The sequence below is a fragment of the Lentzea sp. NBRC 102530 genome (genome assembly GCF_030269365.1).
Lineage (GTDB): Bacteria > Actinomycetota > Actinomycetes > Mycobacteriales > Pseudonocardiaceae > Lentzea.
In genome coordinates this window covers 25,870-48,634 of record NZ_BSTF01000029.1, presented here as the reverse complement: position 1 = coordinate 48,634, position 22,765 = coordinate 25,870, and the positions used below count along the sequence as shown (strand labels likewise).

Here is a 22,765-nt window from a genome sequence, read left to right as displayed (position 1 = left end):
GGAGGGGCCCTTTCGTTCGTCGACGCCTATCGACGGCCCTGCGCGCTGCAGATCGCGTACGAGCTGATGACGGTCTCGGGGGACGCGAGGAGTTCCAGGTAGCGGTCGAACTCGTCGTCGGTGAGCGGGAGCTTCGCGCGCACCAGGCGGGCCGTGGCGGCGAGCAGGCGGCAGCCCGCGGATCCGCCCTCCCACTCCCGCACCTCGCGGGAGCCGCTGACGTCGTTCAGGCCGGCGTCGAGCAACGCCCTCTCGACGCGCGCGCCCCACGCCAGTTCGGCACCGGCCTGGTCGAGCAGGGTCAGCAGGGCGTTCTTCACCCGCATGATCAGCTTCGCGTCGTCGGGGGCTGCCTTGAGGACCTCGAGCGGGAGGCAGTCGAACTCCTCGAGCACGAGCCAGCCGCCGGGCCGCAACGAGTCGCGCAGCTTGCGCAGCACGACTTCGCGGGCGGGGAGGTAGAAGAGCACCAGGCGGGCGTGGACCAGGTCGAACGCGTTGCCCGGCAATATATTGGATACCACGTCGTGTTCCAGGACGGTGACGTTGTCCCGTTCCTCGAGCCTGGTGACGTCGATGTCGGTGACGGTCACGTGCCCGGACGGGGCGACGACGTCGGCGAGCCAGTTCGCGACCGATCCCCCGCCGCCCCCGACTTCGAGGCAGCGCCAGCCGTCCGCGACACCGAGCTGCTCGACGCGGGCGAAGGTGCCCGCGTCGAGCAGGGAGCTCAGCGCGTCGAACTTGGGATCGAGCGGTTCATCGGCGTCGCCGAACAGGTACGTCCCCATTGTCCGATCATGGCAGGACTGCGGCGATCTCCTCAGCTGCTTCCGCACCAAACGCGCCACGAATGCGGGTGAGCGCGGACTCGCGCTCCAGCACCCATTCCTGCGTGCCGACGGTCTCGAGCACCTCGACCGCGATGAACGAACCGAGCTGAGCAGCGCGTTCGATGCTCAGGCCGTAGTGCGTGCCGGCGAGGAAGCCCGCGCGGAAGCCGTCGCCGACGCCCGTCGGGTCCGTCTTCGCGACCTCGGGGACGGCCGGGACGTGCAGCGAGAAACCGTCGCGGTCGACGATCTCGACGCCCTTGGCGCCGAGCGTGGTGACGCGCTTGCCGACGCGGGTGAGGACGTCGGCCTCGGTCCAGCCGGTCTTCTGCAGCAGCAGTTCCCACTCGTAGTCGTTGCTGAAGAGGTACTCGGCGCCGTCGATGAACGCGCGCGCCTGCTCGCCGTCCATGCGGGCCAGCTGCTGCGACGGGTCGACGGCGAACTTGAAGCCGCGCTGACGGCACTCCTCGGCGTGCCGGAGCATCGCCGCGGGGTCGTCGGGGCTGATGACGACGAGTTCGAGGTTCTCGACGCGGCCCGCGATCGGGGCGAGCTCGATGTTGCGTGCCTCGGCCATCGCGCCCGCGTAGAACGAGGCGATCTGGCACATGTCGTCGTCGGTGGTGCAGACGAACCGCGCGGTGTGCGCGACCTCGGACACGTACACGCCGGACGTGTCGACGCCGTGCCGTTCGAGCCACGAGCGGTAGTCGTCGAAGTCCTTGCCGACGGCGCCCACGAGCACCGGACGCACCCCGAGCACTCCGAGGCCGAACGCGATGTTCGCGCCGATGCCACCGCGCCGGACGACGAGGTCGTCGACGAGGAAGCTCAGGGACACGCGGTCGAGACGCTCCGCGACCAGCTGGTCCGCGAAACGACCGGGGAAGTGCATCAGATGGTCGGTCGCGATGCTGCCGCACACGGCTAGGGGCACGTCGGCTCCTCTTTTCTTGTTGCGCTACGTGACTACTCACCCGGACGAGTACCGCGGTGAAGACTACTGTTTGGTAGGGCTACCGCAGGTCAGACCGCCGTCATACGGTCAGGGAGTGACGATCCCAGAGGCGACCACGATGAGTGAACTGATCGAGGACTGCGCGCAGCTCCCCTTCGCTCTCACCCACCCCGAGCACCCCCTCCCCGCCCCGCGCGCGGCCGCGCCCTGGCGGGTGGACGAGCGGTGCACCCACCAGGTCGAGGGCCTCGCCGAGTACGGCGTCTGATCCTGGGTTCCGACCTCTGGGTCTGACCTTTCCGGTCAGCGCCTCCGTCTTCCAGTCCGTCCGGGCTTTGCTGGGAGAATTCCCGGTGCACACGCGGAGAGGCCGCGTTCCCGTCGATGCGGGAACGCGGCCTCTCGCGTTGGTTCGCCTTAGTGGAACGAGTCGCCGCAGGCGCACGACCCGCCGGCGTTCGGGTTGTCGATCGTGAAGCCCTGCTTCTCGATCGTGTCCACGAAGTCGATGACAGCGCCTTCGACGTACGGGGCGCTCATGCGGTCAACGGCGACCTTCATGCCGTTGAAGTCGACCATCGCGTCGCCGTCGAGCGCACGCTCGTCGAAGAACAGCTGGTAGCGAAGGCCGGCGCAACCACCGGGCTGGACGGCGATGCGCAGGTGCATGTCGTCGCGGCCCTCCTGGTCGAGCAGCGCCTTGGCCTTGACGGCGGCCGCATCGGTCAGCGTCACGCCGTGGCTGGGCGCCTCGGAAGCGGTCGAAGCGGCATCCTGAGCGGTCGTCATGGCTCTCCTAAGAGGTCCTCTGCGGGCGGTTCACCCATCAACAACACGGGCGTTCCCCGCCTTGTTCCACTCCCCATGGTCCCACAACGAGAGGCCTCGCCGCCCTAGGTGTCCACTGTCACGTAGACCACGCTCAAGCCAACCGATATATCAGCGCGACTCCTACCGCGACCACTGCCGCGCGACGTGCCGGGCCGTGGCGACGACGCTGTCGCGGGCCTCGTCGATCGCCTTTCGCACGGAGCCGACGTGGTCGGCGACGGAGTAGGCGTCCTGGACACCGGCCGCGCCCATCTCGCGACGGCCGACGCTGACCTGGCCCGCGATGGCGATGCACGGGATGCCCCGCTCGGCGGCGCCGCTCGCGACGGCGGTGATGAGCTTGCCGCGCAGCGACTGCCAGTCGAAGCTGCCCTCGCCGGTGACGACGACGTCGGCGTCGTCTAGCGCGCCGTCGAGGCCGGTGAGCGTGCGGACCATGCCCGCGCCCGACGTCATCGTCGCGCCCAGCGACAGGAGCGCCGCGCCGAGGCCGCCCGCTGCGCCGGCACCCGATATATCGGATACGGGCTTGAGGACGTCCATGGCGGCGAGCTTGGCTTCGAGGCGTTCGACGGCCTCCGGCGACGCGCCCTTCTGCGGGCCGAACGTGTACGCGGCGCCGTGCGGGCCGAGGAGCGGGTTCTCGACGTCGGAGGCGGCGACGAGCGAGATGTCAGTCAGCACGACGCCGGCGTCGTCCAACGCCGCGAGCATTCCGGCGCCGCCGTCGGTCGTGCCGGAACCGCCGAGGCCGACCGCGATGACATCGTTGTCAGCCGCCGCTGCCGCGATGAGTTCGCCGACGCCTCGCGTCGTCGCCGTCTCGCAGGCCTGCGGGCGGAGTTCGGCGGGGACGAGGTGGAGGCCGCACGCCTCGGCGGACTCGATGTACGCGGTGCGCGTGCCGTCGGTGTGCACGCTCAGCCAGCGTGCCTCGACGGGCGTGCCCAGCGGGCCCGTCACGGTGATGTATCGGATATCGCCGTCCAGGGCGGCGTGCAGGACGTCGACGAAGCCGGGGCCTCCGTCGGCCAGAGGGCGTTGGACGACGACGTCGTCGGGCTTGGCGTCGCGCCAGCCGGTGGCGATGGCGTCGGCGGCCTCGCGGGCGGTCAGGGTGCCGCCGAAGCAGTCCGGAGCGATGAGTACGCGCACCTCGCGAAAGGTACAGAAAACCCGCTGCCCTACCCTGATGGTGTGAGGTTCTTGCGCCGCAACTCCGACGACACCGCCACCGCTGAGGCTCCCGAGTCCGGGGCCGAGCTCGCCGAGCCGCTCGACAGGGCGCGCACGGCCGGCAAGGGCAAGGCGACGCCCAAGCGGCGTGAGGCGCAGGGTCGGCGTTCCGGGCCGGTCCCCCCGCCGCCCAAGACGCAACGCGAGGCGTTCAAGCGCATGCGCGGCAACAAGGTGAGCAAGGAAGAGCGCCGTGCCGCCGCCACCGAGCGTCGTCAGCGGATGATGGCGGGCGAGGACAAGTACCTGCTGCCGCGCGACCGCGGGCCGGTGAAGGCGTACATCCGCGACCTCGTCGACTCGCGCCGCAACCTCATGGGCCTGTTCATGCCGCTCGCGGTCTTGGTGTTCGTGGCGCTGCTGACGCCGTCGCTCGCGGTGCAGCGGTACGCGACGCTGGCGACGACGTTCATGCTGATCGCGATGGTCATCGAGGGCATCGTGCTCGGCCGGCTCGTGACGCGGCGGGTGCGGGCGAAGTTCCCGACCGAGCCGATCAAGGGCCTGTCGATCGGCTGGTACTCGTTCATCCGGGCGAGCCAGATCCGCAAGCTCCGCGTGCCGAAGCCGCGGGTCGGCCCCGGTGACGCCATCAAGTAGTGCGCCGGATCCCGCTCAACCTCCAACTGCCGGAGAAGCTCTGGTGGGACCACAACGCGTGGTACCGCCGGTGGCTGCTCCGGCAGTTGCCGTCCGGGGCGAGGACGGCGCTGGACGTCGGGTGCGGCCACGGGGTGCTGGCGCGGTCGATCCCGGTCGAAGAGGTCACCGCGATCGACGCCAGCGAGCGCATGATCGAGATCGCGAGCGGCACGAGCAGCCGGGTGCGGTGGGTGTGCGGTGACGTGTTCACCGCGGACCTCGGGCGGTTCGACGTCGTCACGGCCGAGGCGAGCCTGCACCACCTGCCGTTGCGCGCGGGGCTGGAGCGGTTCCGGGAGCTGACGGCTCCGGGTGGCACGCTGGTCGTCGTCGGGCTCTACACCATCGCGACGCCGGTGGACTGGGCGGTGGAGGCGGTGACGTTGCCGGCCAACGCCGTCGTCGGCGTCGCGAAGGCCGCGACCGGCACCGCGGGCAAGCCGTACGACGTCGACATGCCGGTCGTGATGAGCGCGCCGACGCTGAACGAGATCCGCGGGGCGGCGGCCGAGATCCTGCCCGGCGCGCGGATCCGCAGGCGTCTGTTCTGGCGGTATTCCATGGTGTGGCACGCTCCCGAAGTTCATTAGCAGTACGAACGAAGTCGGTTTAAGCTCCGATGTATGAAGTTCCGTCGACTCGGCCGCAGCGGCCTGTCCATCAGTGAGATCTCGTACGGCAACTGGCTCACCCACGGTTCGCAGGTGGAAGAGGAGCAGGCGCACGCCTGTGTGAAGGCGGCGCTGGAGTCGGGGATCACGACCTTCGACACAGCCGACGTCTACGCCAACACGGCGGCGGAGTCGGTGCTCGGGCGGGCGCTGCAGGGGCAGCGGCGCGAGTCGCTCGAGATCCTCACCAAGGTCTACTGGCCGACCGGTCCCGGCGGCCCCAACGACCGCGGGCTCGGCCGCAAGCACATCATGGAGTCGGCCAACGCGTCGCTCAAGCGCCTGCAGACCGACTACGTCGACCTCTACCAGGCCCACCGCTACGACCACACGGTCCCGCTGGAAGAGACGATGCTGGCGTTCGCCGACCTCGTCCGGCAGGGCAAGGTCCTCTACGTCGGCGTGTCCGAGTGGACCGCCGAGCAGATCACCCGCGGCGCCGCGCTGGCCCGTGAGCTGAACGTGCCGTTCGTGTCGCACCAGCCGCAGTACTCGATGCTGTGGCGGGTCATCGAGCCGCAGGTCGTGCCGACGTGCGAGCGCGAGGGCATCAGCCAGATCGTCTTCTCCCCCATCGCGCAGGGCATCCTGACCGGCAAGTACCTGCCGGGCGCCGAGGCTCCGGAGGGGTCGCGCCTCGCCGACGCGCGCGGCTCGCAGATGATCGCGCGCTGGATGCGCGACGACGTCCTCAACGCCGTGCAGCAGCTCAAGCCGATCGCCGAGGCGGCGGGCATCACGCTCGCGCAGCTCGCCGTCGCGTGGGTGTTGAAGAACCCGAACGTCGCGTCCGCGATCATCGGCGCGTCACGTCCGGAGCAGGTCCACGAGAACGTCAAGGCGATCGACGTCGTGCTCGACGACGACGTGCTCAAGCAGATCGACAACGTCCTCGAAGGCGTCATCACCGACGACCCGAGGCTCACCGCCCAGGGCTGATCGGGCAGCGCCTCAGGACGCGGGGTGCAGGCTCATCGGGCCGTACACCTCGGTTTCCGACCGCAGCAGCGTGACCTGCTCGACACCGGCTTCGAGCAGGTCACGCCACTGGTCGCTGAACCAGTCCTCGGCCTCCGTCTGCTCCGCGAACGTCACATCCGGGCCCGCGACATCGCGTCCGTGTGCATCCTGGTAGCGCCAGCGGAATTCCATGAGACGAAGGCTACTGACTCTTGTCATCCAGGACGCTCGTGCTCGGCGGAGCGCGTTCAGGCAAGTCGGCACACGCGGAAGGCCTGCTCACCGAACCGACGGTGACGTACGTGGCCACCGCGCGCAGGTACCCGGACGACCCCGACTGGGACGCGCGCATCGCGTCGCACGTCGCGCGGCGCCCGGCCACGTGGCACACGGTCGAGGCCTCGGCGCCCGCCGACCTGCCCGCTCTGCTCACAGCCACCCAGTACGAGGACCCGCCGATCCTGGTCGACGACGTGTCGACGTGGCTGGTCGGCGTGCTCGACGACGCCGGCGCGTGGGAGGGCGACGGCGCGGAGGCCATCGCGCGTCACGCCGACGCGCTGGTCCGCTCGGTCGCCACGTGCCGGACGCGACTCGTGCTCGTGACCGCGGAGGTCGGCCTCGGCGTCATTCCGTCGACGCGCTCTGGCAGGCTCTTCCGCGATCACCTCGGTGCGCTCAACGCGCGCGTCGCCGAGGTGTGCGACGAGGTCACGCTCCTCGTCGCGGGTATCCCGTTGAAGCTGAGATGAGGAGCGCCGAGTGAGCACCGAGTTCCCGCCGGTCGAACCGCCGGACGAGACAGTTCTGCGCGAGGCCGAGGCCCGGCACGCGGTGCTGACGAAGCCGGTCGGCTCGCTCGGCCGGCTCGAGGAACTGGGCAACTGGATCGCGGCCTGCCAGGGGGTCGTGCCGCCGAAGCCGTTCGTGCGGCCGCGCGTCGTCGTGTTCGCGGGCGACCACGGCATCACCGCGCAGGGCGTCTCGGCCTACCCGAGTGAGGTGACCGGCCAGATGGTCGCCAACTTCCTCACCGGTGGCGCCGCGGTGAACGTCCTCGCGCAGGTCGCGGGCGCCACCGTGCGCGTCGTCGACATGGCCGTCGACGCCGACACCCCTGCCGCGGTCAGCCAGCACAAGGTGCGGCGCTCGTCCGGGTCGATCGACCGCGAGGACGCGCTCACCCGCGAGCAGTGCGAACTCGCCATCGCGGCCGGCCGCGCGCTGGCCGACGAGGAGGTCGACGCCGGCGCCGACGTGCTCGTCGCGGGCGACATGGGCATCGGCAACACGACGCCGTCGGCGGTGCTGATCGCGTCGCTGACCGGGTCGGAGCCCGTCGCGGTCGTCGGGCGCGGCACCGGCATCGACGACCAGGCGTGGATGCGCAAGACGGCGGCGATCCGGGACGCGCTGCGCCGGGCTCGCCGGGTGATCAGCGACCCGGTGGCGCTGCTCGCGACGGCCGGTGGCGCGGACATCGCGGCGATGGCCGGGTTCCTCGCGCAGGCCGCCGTGCGCAAGACGCCGGTCGTGCTCGACGGCGTCGTCGCCGGTGCGGCCGCGGTCGTCGCCGAGGAGATGGCGCCGGGTGCGCGCGAGTGGTGGGTCGCCGGGCACGAGTCCGCCGAACCCTCGCACGCGATCGCCCTCGGGCACCTCAACCTGAAGCCGCTGCTCGAGTTCGGCATGCGGCTCGGTGAGGGCTCCGGCGCGGTGGCGGCACTGCCGTTGCTGATCTCGGCGGTGAAGGTCCTGGCCGAGATGGCGACCTTCGAGAGCGCCGGGATCACGAACAAGGAATGAAGCTCGCGTTTTCGTGGCTGACGGTCCTGCCGCTGCGTGTCGACGACGTCGACAACCGGGCGGCGGGACGGGCCATCACAGCGACACCCGTCGTCGGCGTAGTCATCGGCGCGTTCGTCGTCGGCGTGCTCCAGCTGCTGGCGATATCCAATATATCGGCGCTCGTCGCGGGGTTTCTCGTCGTCGGCGTCGTCGCGCTGTTCACGCGGGGCATGCACCTCGACGGGCTCGCCGACGTCGCCGACGGGCTCGGGTGCTACGGACCCCCGGAGCGCGCGCTCAAGGTCATGAAGGACGGCGGCGCGGGACCGTTCGGGGTCGTGTCGCTGATCGTGGTGCTGGGGGCGCAGGCCGCGGCACTCCCCCACGCCCACTGGGGCGTGGTGCTGCTCGCGTTCGCGACGAGCCGGGCGGCGTTCGGGATCTGCTGCATGCGCGGTGTGCCCGCCGCACGGCCGGAGGGGCTCGGTGCGCTCGTGGCGGGCACACAGCACCCAGGGATCGTCATCGGCACGTGGGTGGTGCTCGCGGGCGCGGCGGTTCCGCTCGGGTGGCGGGCGGTCGTCGCCGTGGTCGTCGCGTTCGGGCTCGTGTGGGGGCTGGTGCAGCACACCGGAAAGCGTTTCGGCGGCATCACCGGTGATGTGCTCGGTGCTGCCGCCGAAATCGCGCTCCTGGCCGTGCTCGTGATCGCCTAGGACTTGAGGGTCGTCATCCAGCCGTGGGAGTCGGTGACGTGGCCGTGCTGGAGGCCGGTCAGGCGCTCGCGCAGCTTCATCGTCACGGAGCCGGTGCCGCCGTCGGCGATGTCGAACTCGCCCCCGGCGTGCTTGACGTGGCCGACCGGCGTGATGACCGCCGCCGTGCCACAGGCGAAGACCTCGGTGAGCTCACCGGAGGCGTTGGCCTTCTCCCACTCGTCGGTCGAGATGCGGCGCTCCTCCACGGACAGGCCGAGGTCGGAGGCCAGCTCCAGCAGTGAGCTCCGGGTGATGCCGGGCAGCAGCGTGCCGGTGAGCTCGGGCGTGATCACCTTGTCCCCGAAGACGAAGAACAGGTTCATGCCGCCCATCTCCTCGACCCAGCGGCGTTCCACCGCGTCGAGCCAGACGACCTGGTCGCAGCCCTTCTCGGCGGCCTGCGCCTGCGCCACCAGGGACGCGGCGTAGTTGCCGGCGAACTTGGCCGCGCCGGTACCACCGGGCGCCGCGCGGACGTACTCGGTCGAGAGCCACACGCTCACCGGCCGGACGCCGCCCGCGAAGTAGGAACCGGCGGGCGAGGCGATCAGCACGTAGAGGTACTCGGACGCGGGTCGCACGCCGAGGCCCTTCTCCGTGGAGATCATGAAGGGGCGCAGGTAGAGGGACTCCTCCGCGGCGGACGGCACCCAGCGGTCGTCGACCGCGAGGATCTGCCGCACGGACTCCAGGAAGAGCTCGTCGGGAAGTTCGGGCATCGCCATCCGGCGGGCCGACGCGCGGAAGCGCTCGGCGTTCGCCTCGGGGCGGAAGGACGCGATCGAACCGTCGGGCTGCCGGTAGGCCTTGAGCCCTTCGAAGATCGCCTGGCCGTAGTGCAGCACCATTGCCGCGGGGTCCAGTGCGAGGGTGGAGTACGGGCCGACTTCAGCGTCGTGCCAGCCCTGCTCGCGGTTCCAGCGGATCGTCACCATGTGGTCGGTGAAGTGCTGCCCGAAGCCCGGCTTGGCAAGTACCTCCGCTACGCGCTCCGGGGTCGCCGGGTGCGGGTGGGGAGTCCGGGTGAAAGGCAACTCGCTCGTCATGTGAGCACGGTAACCCGCAGGTGGGGATACGGAAAATCCACTTCCCAAAACTCGGACGTCCTACTAAGTAGGACTCGATAGAGTCCCCGGCCATGACCGAGCCGGAAAGATCTTCCACGGGTTCCGACGTCCGCACCGTCTTACAGGCCACGCTGCTCGTCCTGGGCACCGGCCTGACGTTCTTCGCCGGCTGGGCGATGTGGGGCGGGGGCGGCATCGTGGCCGCCGTGTTCGCCTCCGCGACCTTCCTGTTCGTCTGCTGGGCGCTCGTCAGGGAGAAGCCCGAGGTCACGAACGGGCGGCTGTACGGGCTTGCTGTGTGTGTTGGCGTGACGCTGCTCGTTTTCTTCTCAGCGCTGACGTGAGGCCGATGAGCCCGGTGCCGATGCCCAGCCCCGCGATCGAGATCAGCATGGCGGGCACCGGCAGGCTCATCGCCAGCAGCACCGAGAGGCCCAGGCCGAGGCACGCCGTGCGCATCGGCCACGTGCGGTCGTTCTGCAGCAGCACGCGCGCCGACGCGTTGGTGAAGGCGTAGTAGAACAACGTCCCGCAGGCCGCCACGCCCAGCGCCGTCGCGAAGGGCATGACCACCACGGCGAGCGCCGCGGCGACGACCACGACGAGGGTCAGCACGCCGGACGAGAGCCGGGTCGGCAGGTCGCCGTCCTCGGTCAGGCCGGTCAGCGTGCGGTGCGCGGACGCGAGGACGAAGTGCAGCGCGGCCACGCCGGCGACGGCGGCGGCGACCTGCACGAGCGGGACCAGCGCGGCCGAGTCGGCGGCGACGAGCGCGTCCCGCAACGGCACGGGCGACAACGCGAGGCGCGCGCTGCCGAGCTGCCGCAGCACCCCGGCGCCCACGGCCAGGTAGACGGCGAACGACAGTCCGACGAGGACGGGAATCGCGATCCTCAACACGCCCGGCGAGTGCGGCCGCTCGCCGCGCAACGGCGCGGTGACGCGTTCGAACCCGGCGAACGCCACGAACATCAGCCCGGCGACGCCGACGAGCTCGTTGGCGGTGCCCGTCTCCCCCGCCGACGGCACGGGCTCGATGGCGAAGCTCGCCGCGACGACCAGCGCCAGCACCCCGAGCACGACCACCGACACCAGCGTGCTCACGCCCGTGGTGAAGCGGAATCCGGCGGCACCGAGCAACGCCGTCGTGACGAGGAGGGCGAGCCCTCCGACCACCGGGCGGTCCGGCACGACGTAGGCGCCGAACATCAACGCCACCGCGGCCGCCATGGCGACGCGCCCCACCAGGTGGGCGCTCGCTGTCATCCGTGCGGGCCACACACCGAGCTGCGCACGTACGTATCCGTAACCACCGCCGATGTCCGGATAGGCGCGCGACTGGTCGGCGGTGGAGAACGCGGAGCACAGGGCTGCGAACGCGGACAGGGCCAGCGCCGGGAGCACCCACCAGCCCGCAAGACCTGCTGCAGGGGCGAATCCAGCGAAAACCCCCGCTCCGAGCACCGCGGGCAGACCGAGCGCGACCGTTGCGACGATCTCGCGAGGCGTGTGGGTCACGCGTACACGTTCTCAGATGCGGCATCCGGCCGTAACCACCCGGTCGACTGATGCGTGAAACGGGCGAATCGCCACACTGAGCAACTGTCAACGTCACGGATTGCGGCGAACGTGGCGGGGCTGGGCATTAGTGGGACAGTCCGACCTTTAGCATGAGTCACGATTCCGAGCCCCGCACGCAACAACCCTGGAGCAGCACGTGACAGCCCCGAAGCTGGCCCTCACCGAGGGTGACCTGAGCACCACCGCCGCGGACGCAGTCGTCGTGGGCACCCTGCAGGGTGCGGACGGTCTGGAGCTCGCCCCCGGTGCCGAAGCTGTCGCCGCCGCGTTCGACGGCGCGCTGCTCGACGTGCTCGCCACGCTGCGCGCGTCCGGCAAGGCCGACGAGCTCGTGAAGGTGCCGACGTTCGGCAAGATCGCCGCCCCGCTGGTGCTGGCCGTCGGCCTGGGCAAGACCACCGGCGAGGAGCAGGTGCGCCGCGCGTCCGGCGTCGCCGCCCGCGCGCTCGGCGGCAAGAAGCGCGCGATCAACACGCTCGCCGCGCTGCACGTCGGTGCCGCCGCCGAGGGCACGCTGCTCGGCGCCTACTCGTTCACCGAGTACAAGTCCGACAAGGGCGAGGGCCCGGTCGCGAAGGTCGACCTGCACGCCGCCGGTTCCAAGGAGAACAAGGCCGCGCTGAAGGCCGCCGTCGCGATCGCCGAGTCGGTCGCCATCGCGCGCGACTTCATCAACACCCCGCCGAACGACCTCTACCCCGGCTCGTTCGCCGACCGCGCCGCGAAGCTCGCCACCGCGGCGGGCCTCGACGTCGAGGTGCTCGACGAGAAGGCCCTCAAGAAGCAGGGCTTCGGCGGCATCCTGGGCGTCGGCGGCGGCTCGACCCGCCAGCCGCGCCTCGTGCGCATCTCGTACAAGGGCGCGAAGGCCACCAAGAAGGTCGCGCTGGTCGGCAAGGGCATCACGTTCGACACCGGCGGCATCTCGATCAAGCCGGCCGCGGGCATGGACGAGATGACCTCGGACATGTCGGGTGCCGCCGCGATCGTCGCCACGATGGTGCTCGCCGCGAAGCTCAAGTACCCGCTGGAGATCATCGCGTCGATCCCGATGGCGGAGAACATGCCGTCCGGTGACGCCTACCGCCCCGGCGACGTGCTGACCATGTACGGCGGCAAGACCGTCGAGGTGCTCAACACCGACGCCGAGGGCCGGCTGATCCTGTCCGACGCCATCGTGCGCGCGTGCGAGGACGGCCCGGACTACCTGATCGAGACCGCGACGCTGACCGGCGCGCAGGTCGTGGCGCTGGGCAAGCGCACGTCGGGCGTCATGGGCTCGGAGGAGTTCCGCGACCGCGTGGCCGCCATCGGCACCGCCGTCGGCGAGTCGGCGTGGCCGATGCCGCTTCCCGAGGAGCTGCGCGCGGACCTCGACTCGCGCCTCGCGGACCTCGCGAACGTGACCGGGCACCGCTGGGGCGGCATGCTCGCCGCCGGGCTGTTCCTGCGTGAGTTCGTGGCCGAGGGCGTGCAGTGGGCGCACATCGACATCGCCGGCCCGGCGTACCACACGGGTGGGGCGTACGGGTACACCTCGAAGGGCGGCACCGGTGTTCCGGTGCGGACCATCGCGGCCGTGCTGGCGGACATCGCGGCCAACGGCTGACCGTCTTCCTGGAAACGGGCGGGGACCTCTTCTGAGGTTCCCGCCCGTTCTCAATCAGGCCACGGGAGAACGGTCAGCTCCGGCCACTGCGCCCGCCACCTGGCCGTTTTGGTTTCGTAGACGTGCCTCGGGGCGAGCACGGGGTTCGGGCGGACGACGAGGTCGAAGACGTCCGACAGGCCGTGCGGCGCGTAGACCTGCCACCGGCCGTCGAGGTCCGTGCGCACGCCGACGCAGCACGTGGTGGCGGCGAACGAGTCGATGGCGGCCTCCGTCGACTCGTACGGCGGGCACGGGACGCCGAACTTCTCCTCGTACCAGAGGTGGACGCGGGCCTCGTTGCGGATCTCGACGACCGCGTCCCCGAAGCGTTCCCGGCCCGCCCGGATGACGGCGTCCTCCGCCTCCCACGACAGGTCGGACGCGTCGAAGTAGAAGAGGTCGTGGTCGAGGATCCCCTCGGCCGCGGGCCTGCCGGTGACCACGTTCCACACCGTCTGGAACACGCACCCCGCCGTCAGGTACCAGCCGGGCAGACCCATCTCCGAGGCGCCCGCGAGGACGTTCATCAGCACCTCGTTGCGGCTCAACGCATCCCGCAACGCCCCGGCCCGCCCCTCCATCCTTTCAGGACTCAAACCGCTTCCCCGCTGATCCGAAGTGGACTGTCGCGGCAGGTCTCCCCGCCGTTCTCCCGAAAGAGGCTAGGCGCTCGGGCGCGCGAGGAGGAGAATTTCCACATGGGGACGCATCGGTACGAGACCGAGGTCGTGTGGACCGGCAACACCGGGAGCGGTACGTCCGGCTACAAGGCCTACGAGCGCGCACATGAGATCCGGGCCGAGGGCAAGGAGACGATCCTCGGCTCCTCCGACCCGTCGTTCCGGGGCGACCGGAGCCGCTACAACCCCGAGGAGCTGCTCCTCGCCTCGCTGTCGCAGTGCCACATGCTCTGGTACCTGCACCTGGCCTCGGCCAACGGCGTCGTCGTGACGGACTACCGCGACCGCGCCACCGGCACGATGGCCGAGCACCCGGACGGCTCCGGACGGTTCACCGAGGTGCTGCTCAACCCCGTCGTCACGGTCGCCGACCCGGCCACGCGGGAGAAGGCGCAGGCGTTGCACGAGAAGGCGCACTCGATGTGCTTCATCGCCGCCAGCGTGAACTTCCCCGTGCGGCACGAACCGGTCGTGGAAACCGCTTGAGTCTCAAGCCGCTTGAGACACCAGGGTGGTCGGCATGACCAAGTTGTACCCCATCGGGGACGTCGCGCGCCGCACCGGACTGAGTGTGAGCGCCATCAGGTTCTACGCCGATGAAGGCGTGGTGCCGCCGACCAGCCACACGGACGGCGGGTACCGGCTCTACGACGTCGAGGCCGTCGCCCGGCTGGAGCTCGTGCGGACGTTGCGCGATCTCGGCGCGAGCGTGGAGGACGTGCGGCGGCTGCTCGCCGACGAGACCTCGTTGCACGACCTCGCGACCACGCACCTCGTGATCGTGGAACGGCAGTTGCGGCACCTGAAGGCGCGGCGGGCCGTGCTGCGGACCATCGTCGGGCAGGGCGGCGGGGCGCGGCAGGCGGCGTTGATGCACGCGCTCGTGTCGATGTCCGACGAGGACCGCGAGCGGCTGCTGGACGACTTCTGGGACGAGGTGACGGACGGGCTGACGGTCCACCCGTCGTTCGTCGAGCACCTGCACCGGCTGCGGCCGGTGCTGCCGGACGAGCCGGAGACCGAGCAGCTCCAGGCCTGGATCGCGCTCGCGGACATGGTGCAGGACAACGACTTCCGGCGTGAGGTGCGGGAGTTCCTGCACTCCGGCTTCGCCTCGCCGAAGGCGCTCACCGTGACGTCACCGGAGATCATGGAGCGGGTCGAGGCGCATCGACTGATCGAGGTCGAGGCGGCCGAGGCGGAACGGGCGGGGGTGGCGCCGGACTCGCCGCGCGGTCAGGAGATCGCCCGCCGGATGCTCGACTCGCTGGCCGGGCTGACGGCCGCCGTCACCGGGGCACCCGCCGAGCCGGACGAGCTGAAGCGGACCATGAGCGCACCGGACCGGGTCGTCGACGAGACCGCGCGGCAGGCCGTCGCCCGGTTCGGCGCCGTGCTCGACCGGTACTTCGCGCTCATGGCGACGATCAGCGGCACGCCCGTGCCGGACCCCTCGGACACCGGTGTGAGCGAGCCGTGGATCGCCGCCGCGATGACCGCCCTTTAGCCGTTGCCGAGCTTGCGCTGGCGCGCCGTGTAGTCGCGCATGCGCTTCGGGTAGCCGACGATGCCGGCGTCGTAGATCGGCATGCCGAGTTTGCGTGCGAACGACCTCGCGGCGTCCGGCGAGGCGACCCTGCGGCGGGTCCACTCGCCGTCGTGAGCGACCAGCACCACAGTGGTTTCGGTCACCGTGGTCTTGGGCTCCACATAGGCCTCGACGCCCTGGCGGCTCTTCGTCCACTGCTCCAGGTGGCTGGTGTCCTGGTTGGAGGCGGTCCGCAGCACCCCTGGGCGCGGCTTCCTGCGGAAACGGTCGAACAGCCCCATCGAGCACCTCCTGCGTCTCCCTCCACCATGATGCCAGGAAAGGGTGTTATGAGTAGGTGAATGATCAGGACCGGGCGTGGTCTCCTATGCCGGATCACCACGCTCTGGCAAGTAGTGACAAGATGGCCGCGTACCTCGCGCGCACCCGCGCGTAGTAAGTAATCCCGAGGAGATCCGAAGTGACTTCGCCGGAACTGGAGTCGGCCACCAACGCCGATCTCGTCATCCTCGGCGGTGGTTCAGGTGGCTACGCCTGCGCGTTCCGCGCGGCCGAGCTCGGCCTGTCCGTCGTCCTGGTCGAGAAGGACAAGCTGGGCGGCACCTGCCTGCACCGCGGTTGCATCCCGACCAAGGCGCTGCTGCACGCGGCCGAGGTCGCGGACAACGCCCGCGAAGGCGACCAGTTCGGCGTGAAGTCCTCCCTCGAGGGCATCGACATCGCCGGCGTGAACTCGTACAAGGACGGCGTGATCTCGCGGCTCTACAAGGGCCTGCAGGGACTCGCGAAGGCCAACAAGGTCACCTTCGTCGAGGGCGCGGGCACGTTCGTGGGCCCGAACACCGTCGAGGTCGGCGGCCGGCGCTACGTCGGCAAGAACGTGGTCCTCGCGACCGGTTCGTACGCCCGCAGCCTGCCCGGTCTGGAGATCGGCGGCCGGGTCATCACCAGCGACCAGGCCCTCAACCTCGACTTCATCCCCGAGAAGGTCGTCGTCCTCGGCGGCGGCGTCATCGGTGTGGAGTTCGCGAGCGTGTGGCGTTCGTTCGGCGCCGACGTGACCATCGTCGAGGCCCTGCCCCGCCTGGTCCCGGCCGAGGACGAGTACGCGTCCAAGCAGCTGGAGCGCGCGTTCCGCAAGCGCGGCATCAAGTTCAAGACCGGCGTGAAGTTCACCGGCGCCACCCAGACCGACTCGGGCGTGTCGGTCACGCTGGAGAACGGCGACGTCCTCGACGCCGACCTGCTGCTCGTCGCGGTCGGCCGCGGCCCCAACAGCGCGGGCCACGGTTACGAGGAGGCCGGCGTCAAGATCGACCGCGGCTTCGTCGTCACCGACGAGCGCCTGCGCACCAACCTCCCGAACGTCTTCGCCGTCGGCGACATCGTGCCCGGCCTGCAGCTCGCGCACCGCGGCTTCCAGCAGGGCATCTTCGTGGCCGAGGAGATCGCGGGCCAGAACCCGAAGGTGATCGACGAGGCGGGCATCCCGCGCGTCACCTACTGCAAGCCCGAGGTCGCGTCCGTCGGTCTCTCCGAGGCCGCCGCCAAGGAGAAGTACGGCCAGGACGTCAAGGTTTTCATCTACGACCTCGCGGGTAACGGCAAGAGCCAGATCCTCAAGACCGCGGGCGGCGTGAAGCTCGTGAAGGCCCCCGACGGCCCGGTCGTCGGCATCACCATGGTCGGCGAGCGCGTCGGCGAACTCATCGGTGAGGCGCAGCTGATCTACAGCTGGGAGGCTTTCCCGGAGGACGTGGCTCCGTTGATCCACGCCCACCCGACCCAGACTGAAGCCCTGGGCGAGGCGTTCCTCGCTCTGGCCGGCAAGCCGCTGCACGTGCACGGCTGACCGTTCCCCACACAAAGTCAGCCACACGACGAGAGCACGAGGAGTCAGCGAACAATGGCCTTCTCCGTCCAGATGCCCGCACTCGGGGAGAGCGTCACCGAGGGCACGGTCACCCGGTGGTTGAAGCAGGAAGGCGACCGGGTGGAGGTGGACGAGCCGTTGCTCGAGGTGTCCACCGACAAGGTCGACACCGAGATCCCGTCTCCGGCGGCCGGCGTCCTGCAGAAGATCGTCGCGCAGGAGGACGACACCGTCGAGGTCGGCGGCGAGCTCGCGGTGATCGGTGACGGCGACGGCGGTTCCGCCGCGCCCGCGCCGGCCCCCGCCCAGGAGTCCGCACCCGAGCCCGAGCCGCAGCAGACGCAGCCCGCGCCGCAGCAGCCCTCCGAGGAGGCGCAGGAGGCTCCGGCCGCCCCCGCCCAGTCGGGTGGCTCGGCCGAGGGCACCGACGTCACGATGCCCGCGCTCGGCGAGTCCGTCACCGAGGGCACCGTCACCCGCTGGCTGAAGCAGGTCGGCGACAGCGTCGAGGTCGACGAGCCGCTGCTCGAGGTCTCGACCGACAAGGTCGACACCGAGATCCCGTCCCCGGTCGCCGGCACGTTGCTGGAGATCACCGCGGGTGAGGACGAGACCGTCGAGGTCGGCGGCAAGCTCGCCGTCATCGGTTCGGGCAGCCCGGCCGCCGCTCCCGCCCAGGAGAGCAAGCCCGAGCCGAAGCAGGAGTCCGCCCCGGCGCCCGCGCCGCAGCAGGCCGCTCCGGCTCCCGCCCCGCAGGCCGCTCCGGCTCCGGCACCCGCCGCGCCGGCTCCGCAGGCCGCGCCCGCCGCGCAGTCCTCTTCGGACGACGCGAACGGCACGCCGTACGTCACGCCGCTGGTGCGCAAGCTCGCGTCGGAGAACGGCATCGACCTGGGCTCGCTCAAGGGCACCGGCGTCGGTGGCCGCATCCGCAAGCAGGACGTGCTCGCCGCCGTCGAGGCCAAGAAGGCCCCGGCTCCGGCACCCGCCGCCGCTGCGCCTGCGGCTTCGGCTCCGGCCGCTCGCACCGCCGCCCCGGCCGCGGTCGACAACTCGGGCAAGCGCGGCACCGTGCAGAAGCTCCCGCGCCTGCGTCAGATCGTCGCGCAGCGCACCCGCGAGTCGCTGCAGCAGTCGGCCCAGCTCACCCAGGTGTTCGAGGTCGACGTGACCAAGATCGCCCGGCTGCGCAACCAGGCCAAGAAGGCGTTCGAGGCTCGTGAGGGCGCCAAGCTCACGTTCCTGCCGTTCTTCGCGAAGGCCGCCATCGAGGCCCTCAAGGCCCACCCGGTGCTCAACGCGTCGATCGACGAGGAGCGCAAGGAGGTCACCTACCACGGTGCCGAGCACCTCGGCCTGGCGATCGACACGGAGCGCGGCCTGCTCAACGCCGTGATCCACAACGCCGGTGACCTGAACCTGTCGGGCATCGCCCACAAGATCGGTGACCTGGCGGCGCGCGCCCGTTCGAACAAGCTCACGCCGGACGAGCTCGCCGGTGGCACGTTCTCGCTGACCAACCTCGGCAGCAACGGCGCCCTCTTCGACACCCCGATCATCCAGCAGCCGCAGGTCGGCATCCTGGGCGTCGGCGTCGTCAAGAAGCGCCCGGTCGTCATGACCGACGAGGACGGCAACGACACCATCGCCATCCGCTCGATGATGTACCTCGCGCTCACCTACGACCACCGCCTGGTCGACGGTGCCGACGCGGGCCGCTTCCTCACGACGGTCAAGAACCGTCTCGAGGAGGGCGCGTTCGAGGCCGACCTCGGTCTCTGAACGTCTGGCGCAAGACCCTGAGGTGAACACAGGGCAGGACTGATATCCGATATATTGGATATTGACCGAAGGCCACCCCGGTTTAGCCGGGGTGGCCTTCGGCACATCCTGGGTCCGTTATGTCTTTTGTGGCTGTGCACGTGCTGCGTGAGTGGGGAACGATCTAGGTCATGCGGGTAGTCATCGCGGGATCGTCGGGCTTGATCGGAACGAGCCTGGTGGCGTCCATGCGCGCCGCCGGTCACGAGGTGCTGCGGCTGGTGCGCCGCAAGGCCGCCGCGCCCGACGAACGCGGCTGGGACCCGTACGCCGGGCGCATCGACGAGGGGACCTTCGACGGTGTTGACGCCGTCATCAACCTGTGCGGCGCCGGCATCGGCGACAAGCGCTGGGACGACGCCCGCAAGCAGGTCCTGCGCGACAGCCGCGTCGTCCCGGCCGAGGTGCTGTCGGCGGCGTGCGTCGAACACGGCGTGCCGACGCTCGTGAGCTCCTCGGGCGCCCACTTCTACGGCGACACCGGCTCGCGCCTCGCGGACGAGGACGCGCCGGGCGGCCACAGCTTCATGTCCCGCCTGACCCAGGACTGGGAGGCGGCGACCTCGGCGGCGCAGGAGGGCGGTGTGCGGGTCGTGCTGATGCGCACCGCCGTCGTCATCTCGCCGTCGGGCGGGGTGTTCGGCCGGTTGAAGCCGGTGTTCCAGTTCTTCCTCGGCGGCAAGCTCGGGACGGGCGAGCAGTTCTTCCCGTGGGTGTCGCTCGACGACGTCGTCTCCGCCTACCGGTTCGTCGTAGAGCACGACGACGTCCGCGGGCCGGTGAACGTCGCGGGCCCGACGCCGGTGACGAACGCCGAGTTCACCAAGGCGGTCGGCACGGCGCTCGGGCGGCCGACGCCGTGGACGGTGCCCGCGTTCGCGCTGAAGACGTTGCTCGGCGCCGAGATGGCCCAGGAGCTGCTGCTCAGCGGTCCCGGCCTGACGCCGAAGGTGCTGGAGAGCAAGGGTTTCCACTTCCTGCACCCGGCGCTGCCGTCCGCACTGACCGCGGCGGTCGCATGACTCGTGCGCTCGCCGCGGTGCTGGTGCTCTCGTGGGTCCTCGTGGGCCTGCCGGAGCGGACCGCGCTCGACCTGTGGGTGCACGACGCCCTGCCGCGACCCGAGTGGTTGCAGACGACGGCGTTCGTGATCGGCCTGGTGCTCGGGCCGACGCTCGGGTGGGCGTTCGCGGCCGTGTTGTTCGTGCTGGCGTGGAAGCGGCGCGACCCGCGGCTGTGGAAGGCGCTGGCGTTGCACGGGATCTGCTCCGCGACGGTGCTGACGCGGTTCCTGTTCGACCGCGTCCGGCCGATCGAGTACCACCTGCCGAGCTATCCGAGCGGGCACACGGTGGCCATCGCGTCGGTCGGGTTCACGATGGTGGTGCTGCTGCGGCGAGGCGTGTTGTGGGCGGCGCTCGCGGTGCTCGTGGGCGGGTTCGCGAGGGTCGTCCTCGAGATGCACTGGGTCACCGACGTCATCGGTGCCGTGCTGGGTGTGACGGGCGTCGGGCTTTTGGCGGCCATGGCGCTGGGGTTGGTAACGTCGGGTCGTGAACTCGTGTCGCACCTCGACAGACCCCGTCGTCATCCGTGAGCTGGGGCTCATCGACTACATGGCGGCGTGGGACCTCCAGAAGGAGATCGCGGAAGCGCGCGCTGGAGCCGGTGGCCCCGACACGCTCCTGCTGCTCGAGCACCCGCCCGTCTACACCTGCGGGCGGCGCACCCTCGACGAGGAACGCCCGCGCGGCGGCAGCACCCCGGTCATCGACGTCGACCGCGGCGGCAAGATCACCTGGCACGGCCCCGGCCAGCTGGTCGGCTACCCGATCGTCAAGCTCACCGACCCGATCGACGTCGTCGACTACGTCCGCCGCGTCGAGCAGGGCCTGATCGACGTGTGCGACCAGCTCGGCGTGCACACCGGCCGAGTCGAGGGCCGCAGCGGCGTGTGGCTGCCCGCCGACGACCGGGGCCCCGAGCGCAAGGTCGCCGCCATCGGCATCCGCGTGCAACGCGGCGTCACCATGCACGGCTTCGAGATCAACTGCAACGCGAGCCTTGAGGCGTTCGGCGACATCATCCCGTGCGGCATCAAGGACGCGGGCGTCGCTTCGCTCTCGCACGAGCTCGGCCGCGACGTCACCGTCGCCGAGGTCCTGCCGCTCGCCCGTGACTCCGTGCTCGCGGCGCTCGACGGGACGATCCCCCTGACGGACCGCACTTTGGCCCGCACTGGCCCCGTCGCGCCGGGTATCACCTTCGCTAGCATTCCGTAGCCCTGCGGCGGGGAGCGGCGGAGTTCTCCTCGGGGCATTCGGAGGAGGGTGCGTCGTGAGGTTGTCCCGACGCCAGTTGTTCACGGCTGCCGGTGTCACGGCATTGGCGGGTGGGATCACGTCCGGCAGCGCCGTGGCGGTGGCTGCCGAGCCCGACGGCAAGCCGGTGCGGACGTGGTCCGGTGAGATCCAGGTCGCCGAGTGGGAGCAGTACCACCTCGGCCTCGACGGCGGCGCGCACCAGAGGGCGCTGAGCGCGTTGGGCATCGCGCATCGCGACGGAGTCCACGCGGACGAGCAGTACCTGGTGGTGCCGGTCGAATCGGTGCGCCGGGCCGCTCTGGAGTTCGGCGACCACGCGGCCGCCGACGTGCTGCGCGCCCGCTTCGACCTCGACTCGCCGTCGATGCTCGGCCGCGGGTTGAAGCTGGTCCTGGGGCGGGACGGCCTGGAGAAGCGCTACTTCGACGACCCGGGCCTGCAGCTGCGATACATCGGACATCGGCGGAGGTTCGCGGACGTCGTCCTGCCGATGCCGGCGGCGGTGCGGCGAGCGCTGGCCTGACACATCGGGTACCGGACATCAGGCCGCCGCCGATGTCCAGTACCCGATATCCGATATATCGGAGGTCAGGCCAGCTGCGGAGCCACGTCCGAGGCGATGTCGGTGAGGTGGTCGAGGTCGGCGAGGTCCAGGGTCTGGAGGTAGACGCGCTGGACGCCCGTCGCCTCCCGCCAGGCGCCGACGCGGTCGACGACCTCGGCCGGGGTGCCGGCGAGGCCGTTCTGCTTGAGCTCGTCGACCTCGCGGCCGATCGCGGCGGCACGGCGGGCGACGTCGGCGTCGGTGCGGCCGACGCAGGCGACGAGCGCGACGGAGCGGGTGATCTCCTTCGGGTCGCGGCCGATGGCCTCGCAGGCGGCGTCGACGCGGGCGAACTGCGCGACGGCGTCGTCGATGCCGACGAACGGCAGGTTGAACTCGGTGGCGTGGGTGGCGGCCAGTGCCGGGGTGCGCTTGGCGCCCTTGCCGCCGATCAGCAGCGGGATGCGGTCCTGCGCGGGCTTCGGCAGGGCGGGCGAGTCCGTCAGCGTGTAGTGCTTGCCGTCGAACGAGAAGGTGCCGCCGGCCGGGGTCTGCCACAGGCCGGTGATGATGGCGACCTGCTCCTCGTAGCGCTCGAACCGCTCCCCCAGCGCCGGGAACGGGATGCCGTACGCGGTGTGCTCGGCCTCGTACCAGCCGGCGCCGATGCCGAACTCCACGCGGCCGCCGGACATCTGGTCGACCTGGGCGACGCTGATGGCGAGCGGGCCGGGGTGGCGGAACGTGGCCGCGGTCATCAGCGTGCCCAGGCGGATCGTCGACGTGTCGCGGGCGAGGCCCGCGAAGGTGATCCACGGGTCGGTCGGGCCGGGCAGGCCGTCGACCGAGCCCATCTTGAGGTAGTGGTCGGAGCGGAAGAAGGCGCCGTAACCGGCGTCCTCGGCCGTCCGCGCCACGCGGAGCAGGTCGTCGTAGCTCGCCCCCTGCTGGGGCTCGGTGAAGATGCGCAGTTCCACGACAACAACTTAGCGAGG

The 22,765-nt window shown here is 70.6% G+C and carries 27 protein-coding genes; 17 read left to right on the top strand and 10 right to left on the bottom strand.

All coding sequences use genetic code 11. From position 1 onward, the window contains the following. Window positions 1–26 precede the first annotated feature (26 nt). Window positions 27–791, bottom strand: coding sequence for a class I SAM-dependent methyltransferase (locus QSK25_RS43010; protein ID WP_285647232.1), 765 nt, complete (start codon window positions 789–791; stop codon window positions 27–29). A 7-nt stretch (window positions 792–798) separates the two neighbouring features. Continuing rightward, entirely contained in the window at window positions 799–1,731 is a 933-nt protein-coding gene (locus QSK25_RS43005) for a carbohydrate kinase family protein (RefSeq protein WP_285647271.1), read from the bottom strand. A 157-nt stretch (window positions 1,732–1,888) separates the two neighbouring features. Between QSK25_RS43005 and QSK25_RS43000 the strand changes: the two genes are divergently transcribed. After that, window positions 1,889–2,062 carry a hypothetical protein gene (locus tag QSK25_RS43000; RefSeq protein ID WP_285647229.1) on the top strand — a complete coding sequence of 58 codons (174 nt, stop codon included), beginning with the start codon at window positions 1,889–1,891 and terminating at the stop codon, window positions 2,060–2,062. 149 nt (window positions 2,063–2,211) lie between these two features. Here the strand turns inward: QSK25_RS43000 and QSK25_RS42995 are convergent, their stop codons facing one another. Both QSK25_RS42995 and QSK25_RS42990 read right to left on the bottom strand, forming a co-directional pair. Next, window positions 2,212–2,583: a HesB/IscA family protein gene (locus QSK25_RS42995; protein ID WP_089922497.1), complete on the bottom strand. Its 372-nt coding sequence runs from the start codon at window positions 2,581–2,583 to the stop codon at window positions 2,212–2,214. A 162-nt stretch (window positions 2,584–2,745) separates the two neighbouring features. After that, window positions 2,746–3,780, bottom strand: coding sequence for a glycerate kinase family protein (locus QSK25_RS42990; RefSeq protein WP_285647227.1), 1,035 nt, complete (start codon window positions 3,778–3,780; stop codon window positions 2,746–2,748). Window positions 3,781–3,822: 42 nt separating this feature from the next. Between QSK25_RS42990 and QSK25_RS42985 the strand changes: the two genes are divergently transcribed. From QSK25_RS42985 to QSK25_RS42975, 3 genes are read left to right on the top strand one after another with little or no spacing between them, the layout of a single operon-like run. Next, window positions 3,823–4,461, top strand: a complete 639-nt coding sequence (locus QSK25_RS42985) for a DUF3043 domain-containing protein (RefSeq protein WP_285647226.1) — start codon at window positions 3,823–3,825, stop codon at window positions 4,459–4,461. Further along, window positions 4,461–5,093, top strand: coding sequence for a class I SAM-dependent methyltransferase (locus QSK25_RS42980; protein WP_285647225.1), 633 nt, complete (start codon window positions 4,461–4,463; stop codon window positions 5,091–5,093). The genes QSK25_RS42985 and QSK25_RS42980 overlap by 1 nt, the downstream gene beginning before the upstream one ends. A 33-nt stretch (window positions 5,094–5,126) precedes the next feature. Further along, a complete protein-coding gene (locus tag QSK25_RS42975) occupies window positions 5,127–6,113 on the top strand; it encodes an aldo/keto reductase family protein (RefSeq protein WP_285647224.1) in 987 nt (328 codons plus the stop codon). Window positions 6,114–6,125: 12 nt separating this feature from the next. Here QSK25_RS42975 and QSK25_RS42970 read toward each other — a convergent pair whose 3' ends face one another. Further along, window positions 6,126–6,326 (bottom strand): hypothetical protein, encoded by a 201-nt coding sequence (locus QSK25_RS42970; RefSeq protein ID WP_285647222.1) that lies wholly within the window; start codon window positions 6,324–6,326, stop codon window positions 6,126–6,128. 20 nt (window positions 6,327–6,346) lie between these two features. Between QSK25_RS42970 and cobU the strand changes: the two genes are divergently transcribed. From cobU to cobS, 3 genes are read left to right on the top strand one after another with little or no spacing between them, the layout of a single operon-like run. Beyond that, the gene (gene cobU / locus QSK25_RS42965; RefSeq protein ID WP_285647221.1) at window positions 6,347–6,886 is read left to right on the top strand and encodes a bifunctional adenosylcobinamide kinase/adenosylcobinamide-phosphate guanylyltransferase; all 540 of its coding nucleotides are present in this window, start codon (window positions 6,347–6,349) and stop codon (window positions 6,884–6,886) included. Window positions 6,887–6,896: 10 nt separating this feature from the next. Beyond that, entirely contained in the window at window positions 6,897–7,940 is a 1,044-nt protein-coding gene (gene cobT / locus QSK25_RS42960; protein WP_285647219.1) for a nicotinate-nucleotide--dimethylbenzimidazole phosphoribosyltransferase, read from the top strand. Beyond that, window positions 7,937–8,638 (top strand): adenosylcobinamide-GDP ribazoletransferase, encoded by a 702-nt coding sequence (gene cobS / locus QSK25_RS42955; RefSeq protein ID WP_285647218.1) that lies wholly within the window; start codon window positions 7,937–7,939, stop codon window positions 8,636–8,638. Before cobT ends, cobS begins: the two co-directional genes overlap by 4 nt. Here the strand turns inward: cobS and QSK25_RS42950 are convergent. After that, the gene (locus tag QSK25_RS42950) at window positions 8,635–9,726 is read right to left on the bottom strand and encodes a branched-chain amino acid aminotransferase (RefSeq protein WP_285647217.1); all 1,092 of its coding nucleotides are present in this window, start codon (window positions 9,724–9,726) and stop codon (window positions 8,635–8,637) included. The genes cobS and QSK25_RS42950 overlap by 4 nt on opposite strands. Window positions 9,727–9,818: 92 nt before the next feature. On the opposite strand from QSK25_RS42950, the gene QSK25_RS42945 reads away from it, so the two are divergent. Further along, window positions 9,819–10,091, top strand: coding sequence for a hypothetical protein (locus QSK25_RS42945; RefSeq protein ID WP_285647216.1), 273 nt, complete (start codon window positions 9,819–9,821; stop codon window positions 10,089–10,091). On the opposite strand, the gene QSK25_RS42940 is transcribed toward QSK25_RS42945, so the two are convergent. Further along, the gene (locus QSK25_RS42940) at window positions 10,015–11,265 is read right to left on the bottom strand and encodes an APC family permease (protein ID WP_285647215.1); all 1,251 of its coding nucleotides are present in this window, start codon (window positions 11,263–11,265) and stop codon (window positions 10,015–10,017) included. The two genes, QSK25_RS42945 and QSK25_RS42940, sit on opposite strands and share 77 nt — an antisense overlap. 199 nt (window positions 11,266–11,464) lie before the next feature. On the opposite strand from QSK25_RS42940, the gene QSK25_RS42935 reads away from it, so the two are divergent. Next, complete coding sequence (locus tag QSK25_RS42935) at window positions 11,465–12,937, top strand: leucyl aminopeptidase (protein ID WP_285647214.1); 1,473 nt, start codon at window positions 11,465–11,467, stop codon at window positions 12,935–12,937. Between the two features lie 50 nt (window positions 12,938–12,987). Here the strand turns inward: QSK25_RS42935 and QSK25_RS42930 are convergent, their stop codons facing one another. Beyond that, on the bottom strand, window positions 12,988–13,575 hold the full coding sequence (locus QSK25_RS42930; protein WP_285647213.1) for a nucleotidyltransferase family protein: 588 nt from the start codon (window positions 13,573–13,575) through the stop codon (window positions 12,988–12,990). A 102-nt stretch (window positions 13,576–13,677) separates the two neighbouring features. On the opposite strand from QSK25_RS42930, the gene QSK25_RS42925 reads away from it, so the two are divergent. Together QSK25_RS42925 and QSK25_RS42920 are read left to right on the top strand one after the other, a co-directional pair. Further along, window positions 13,678–14,145 (top strand): OsmC family protein, encoded by a 468-nt coding sequence (locus QSK25_RS42925; protein ID WP_285647211.1) that lies wholly within the window; start codon window positions 13,678–13,680, stop codon window positions 14,143–14,145. A 34-nt stretch (window positions 14,146–14,179) separates the two neighbouring features. Further along, window positions 14,180–15,166 (top strand): MerR family transcriptional regulator, encoded by a 987-nt coding sequence (locus tag QSK25_RS42920; protein WP_285647210.1) that lies wholly within the window; start codon window positions 14,180–14,182, stop codon window positions 15,164–15,166. On the opposite strand, the gene QSK25_RS42915 is transcribed toward QSK25_RS42920, so the two are convergent. Beyond that, complete coding sequence (locus QSK25_RS42915; protein ID WP_285647209.1) at window positions 15,163–15,489, bottom strand: oxidoreductase; 327 nt, start codon at window positions 15,487–15,489, stop codon at window positions 15,163–15,165. The two genes, QSK25_RS42920 and QSK25_RS42915, sit on opposite strands and share 4 nt — an antisense overlap. Window positions 15,490–15,668: 179 nt before the next feature. On the opposite strand from QSK25_RS42915, the gene lpdA reads away from it, so the two are divergent. The 6 genes from lpdA to QSK25_RS42885 all read left to right on the top strand — a co-directional run bounded on the left by lpdA (window position 15,669) and on the right by QSK25_RS42885 (window position 21,749). Continuing rightward, a complete protein-coding gene (gene lpdA / locus QSK25_RS42910) occupies window positions 15,669–17,060 on the top strand; it encodes a dihydrolipoyl dehydrogenase (RefSeq protein WP_285647207.1) in 1,392 nt (463 codons plus the stop codon). Between the two features lie 54 nt (window positions 17,061–17,114). Beyond that, window positions 17,115–18,863 (top strand): 2-oxoglutarate dehydrogenase, E2 component, dihydrolipoamide succinyltransferase, encoded by a 1,749-nt coding sequence (sucB, locus tag QSK25_RS42905; RefSeq protein ID WP_285647206.1) that lies wholly within the window; start codon window positions 17,115–17,117, stop codon window positions 18,861–18,863. Between the two features lie 170 nt (window positions 18,864–19,033). Continuing rightward, window positions 19,034–19,924, top strand: coding sequence for a TIGR01777 family oxidoreductase (locus QSK25_RS42900; RefSeq protein ID WP_285647205.1), 891 nt, complete (start codon window positions 19,034–19,036; stop codon window positions 19,922–19,924). Beyond that, the gene (locus tag QSK25_RS42895; RefSeq protein WP_285647201.1) at window positions 19,921–20,499 is read left to right on the top strand and encodes a phosphatase PAP2 family protein; all 579 of its coding nucleotides are present in this window, start codon (window positions 19,921–19,923) and stop codon (window positions 20,497–20,499) included. Before QSK25_RS42900 ends, QSK25_RS42895 begins: the two co-directional genes overlap by 4 nt. Next, window positions 20,456–21,184, top strand: a complete 729-nt coding sequence (gene lipB, locus QSK25_RS42890) for a lipoyl(octanoyl) transferase LipB (RefSeq protein WP_285647199.1) — start codon at window positions 20,456–20,458, stop codon at window positions 21,182–21,184. The genes QSK25_RS42895 and lipB overlap by 44 nt, the downstream gene beginning before the upstream one ends. A gap of 55 nt (window positions 21,185–21,239) precedes the next feature. Continuing rightward, on the top strand, window positions 21,240–21,749 hold the full coding sequence (locus tag QSK25_RS42885) for a hypothetical protein (protein WP_285647198.1): 510 nt from the start codon (window positions 21,240–21,242) through the stop codon (window positions 21,747–21,749). 65 nt (window positions 21,750–21,814) lie between these two features. Here QSK25_RS42885 and QSK25_RS42880 read toward each other — a convergent pair whose 3' ends face one another. Continuing rightward, window positions 21,815–22,747, bottom strand: a complete 933-nt coding sequence (locus QSK25_RS42880) for an LLM class F420-dependent oxidoreductase (protein ID WP_285647197.1) — start codon at window positions 22,745–22,747, stop codon at window positions 21,815–21,817. Window positions 22,748–22,765: the final 18 nt, after the last annotated feature.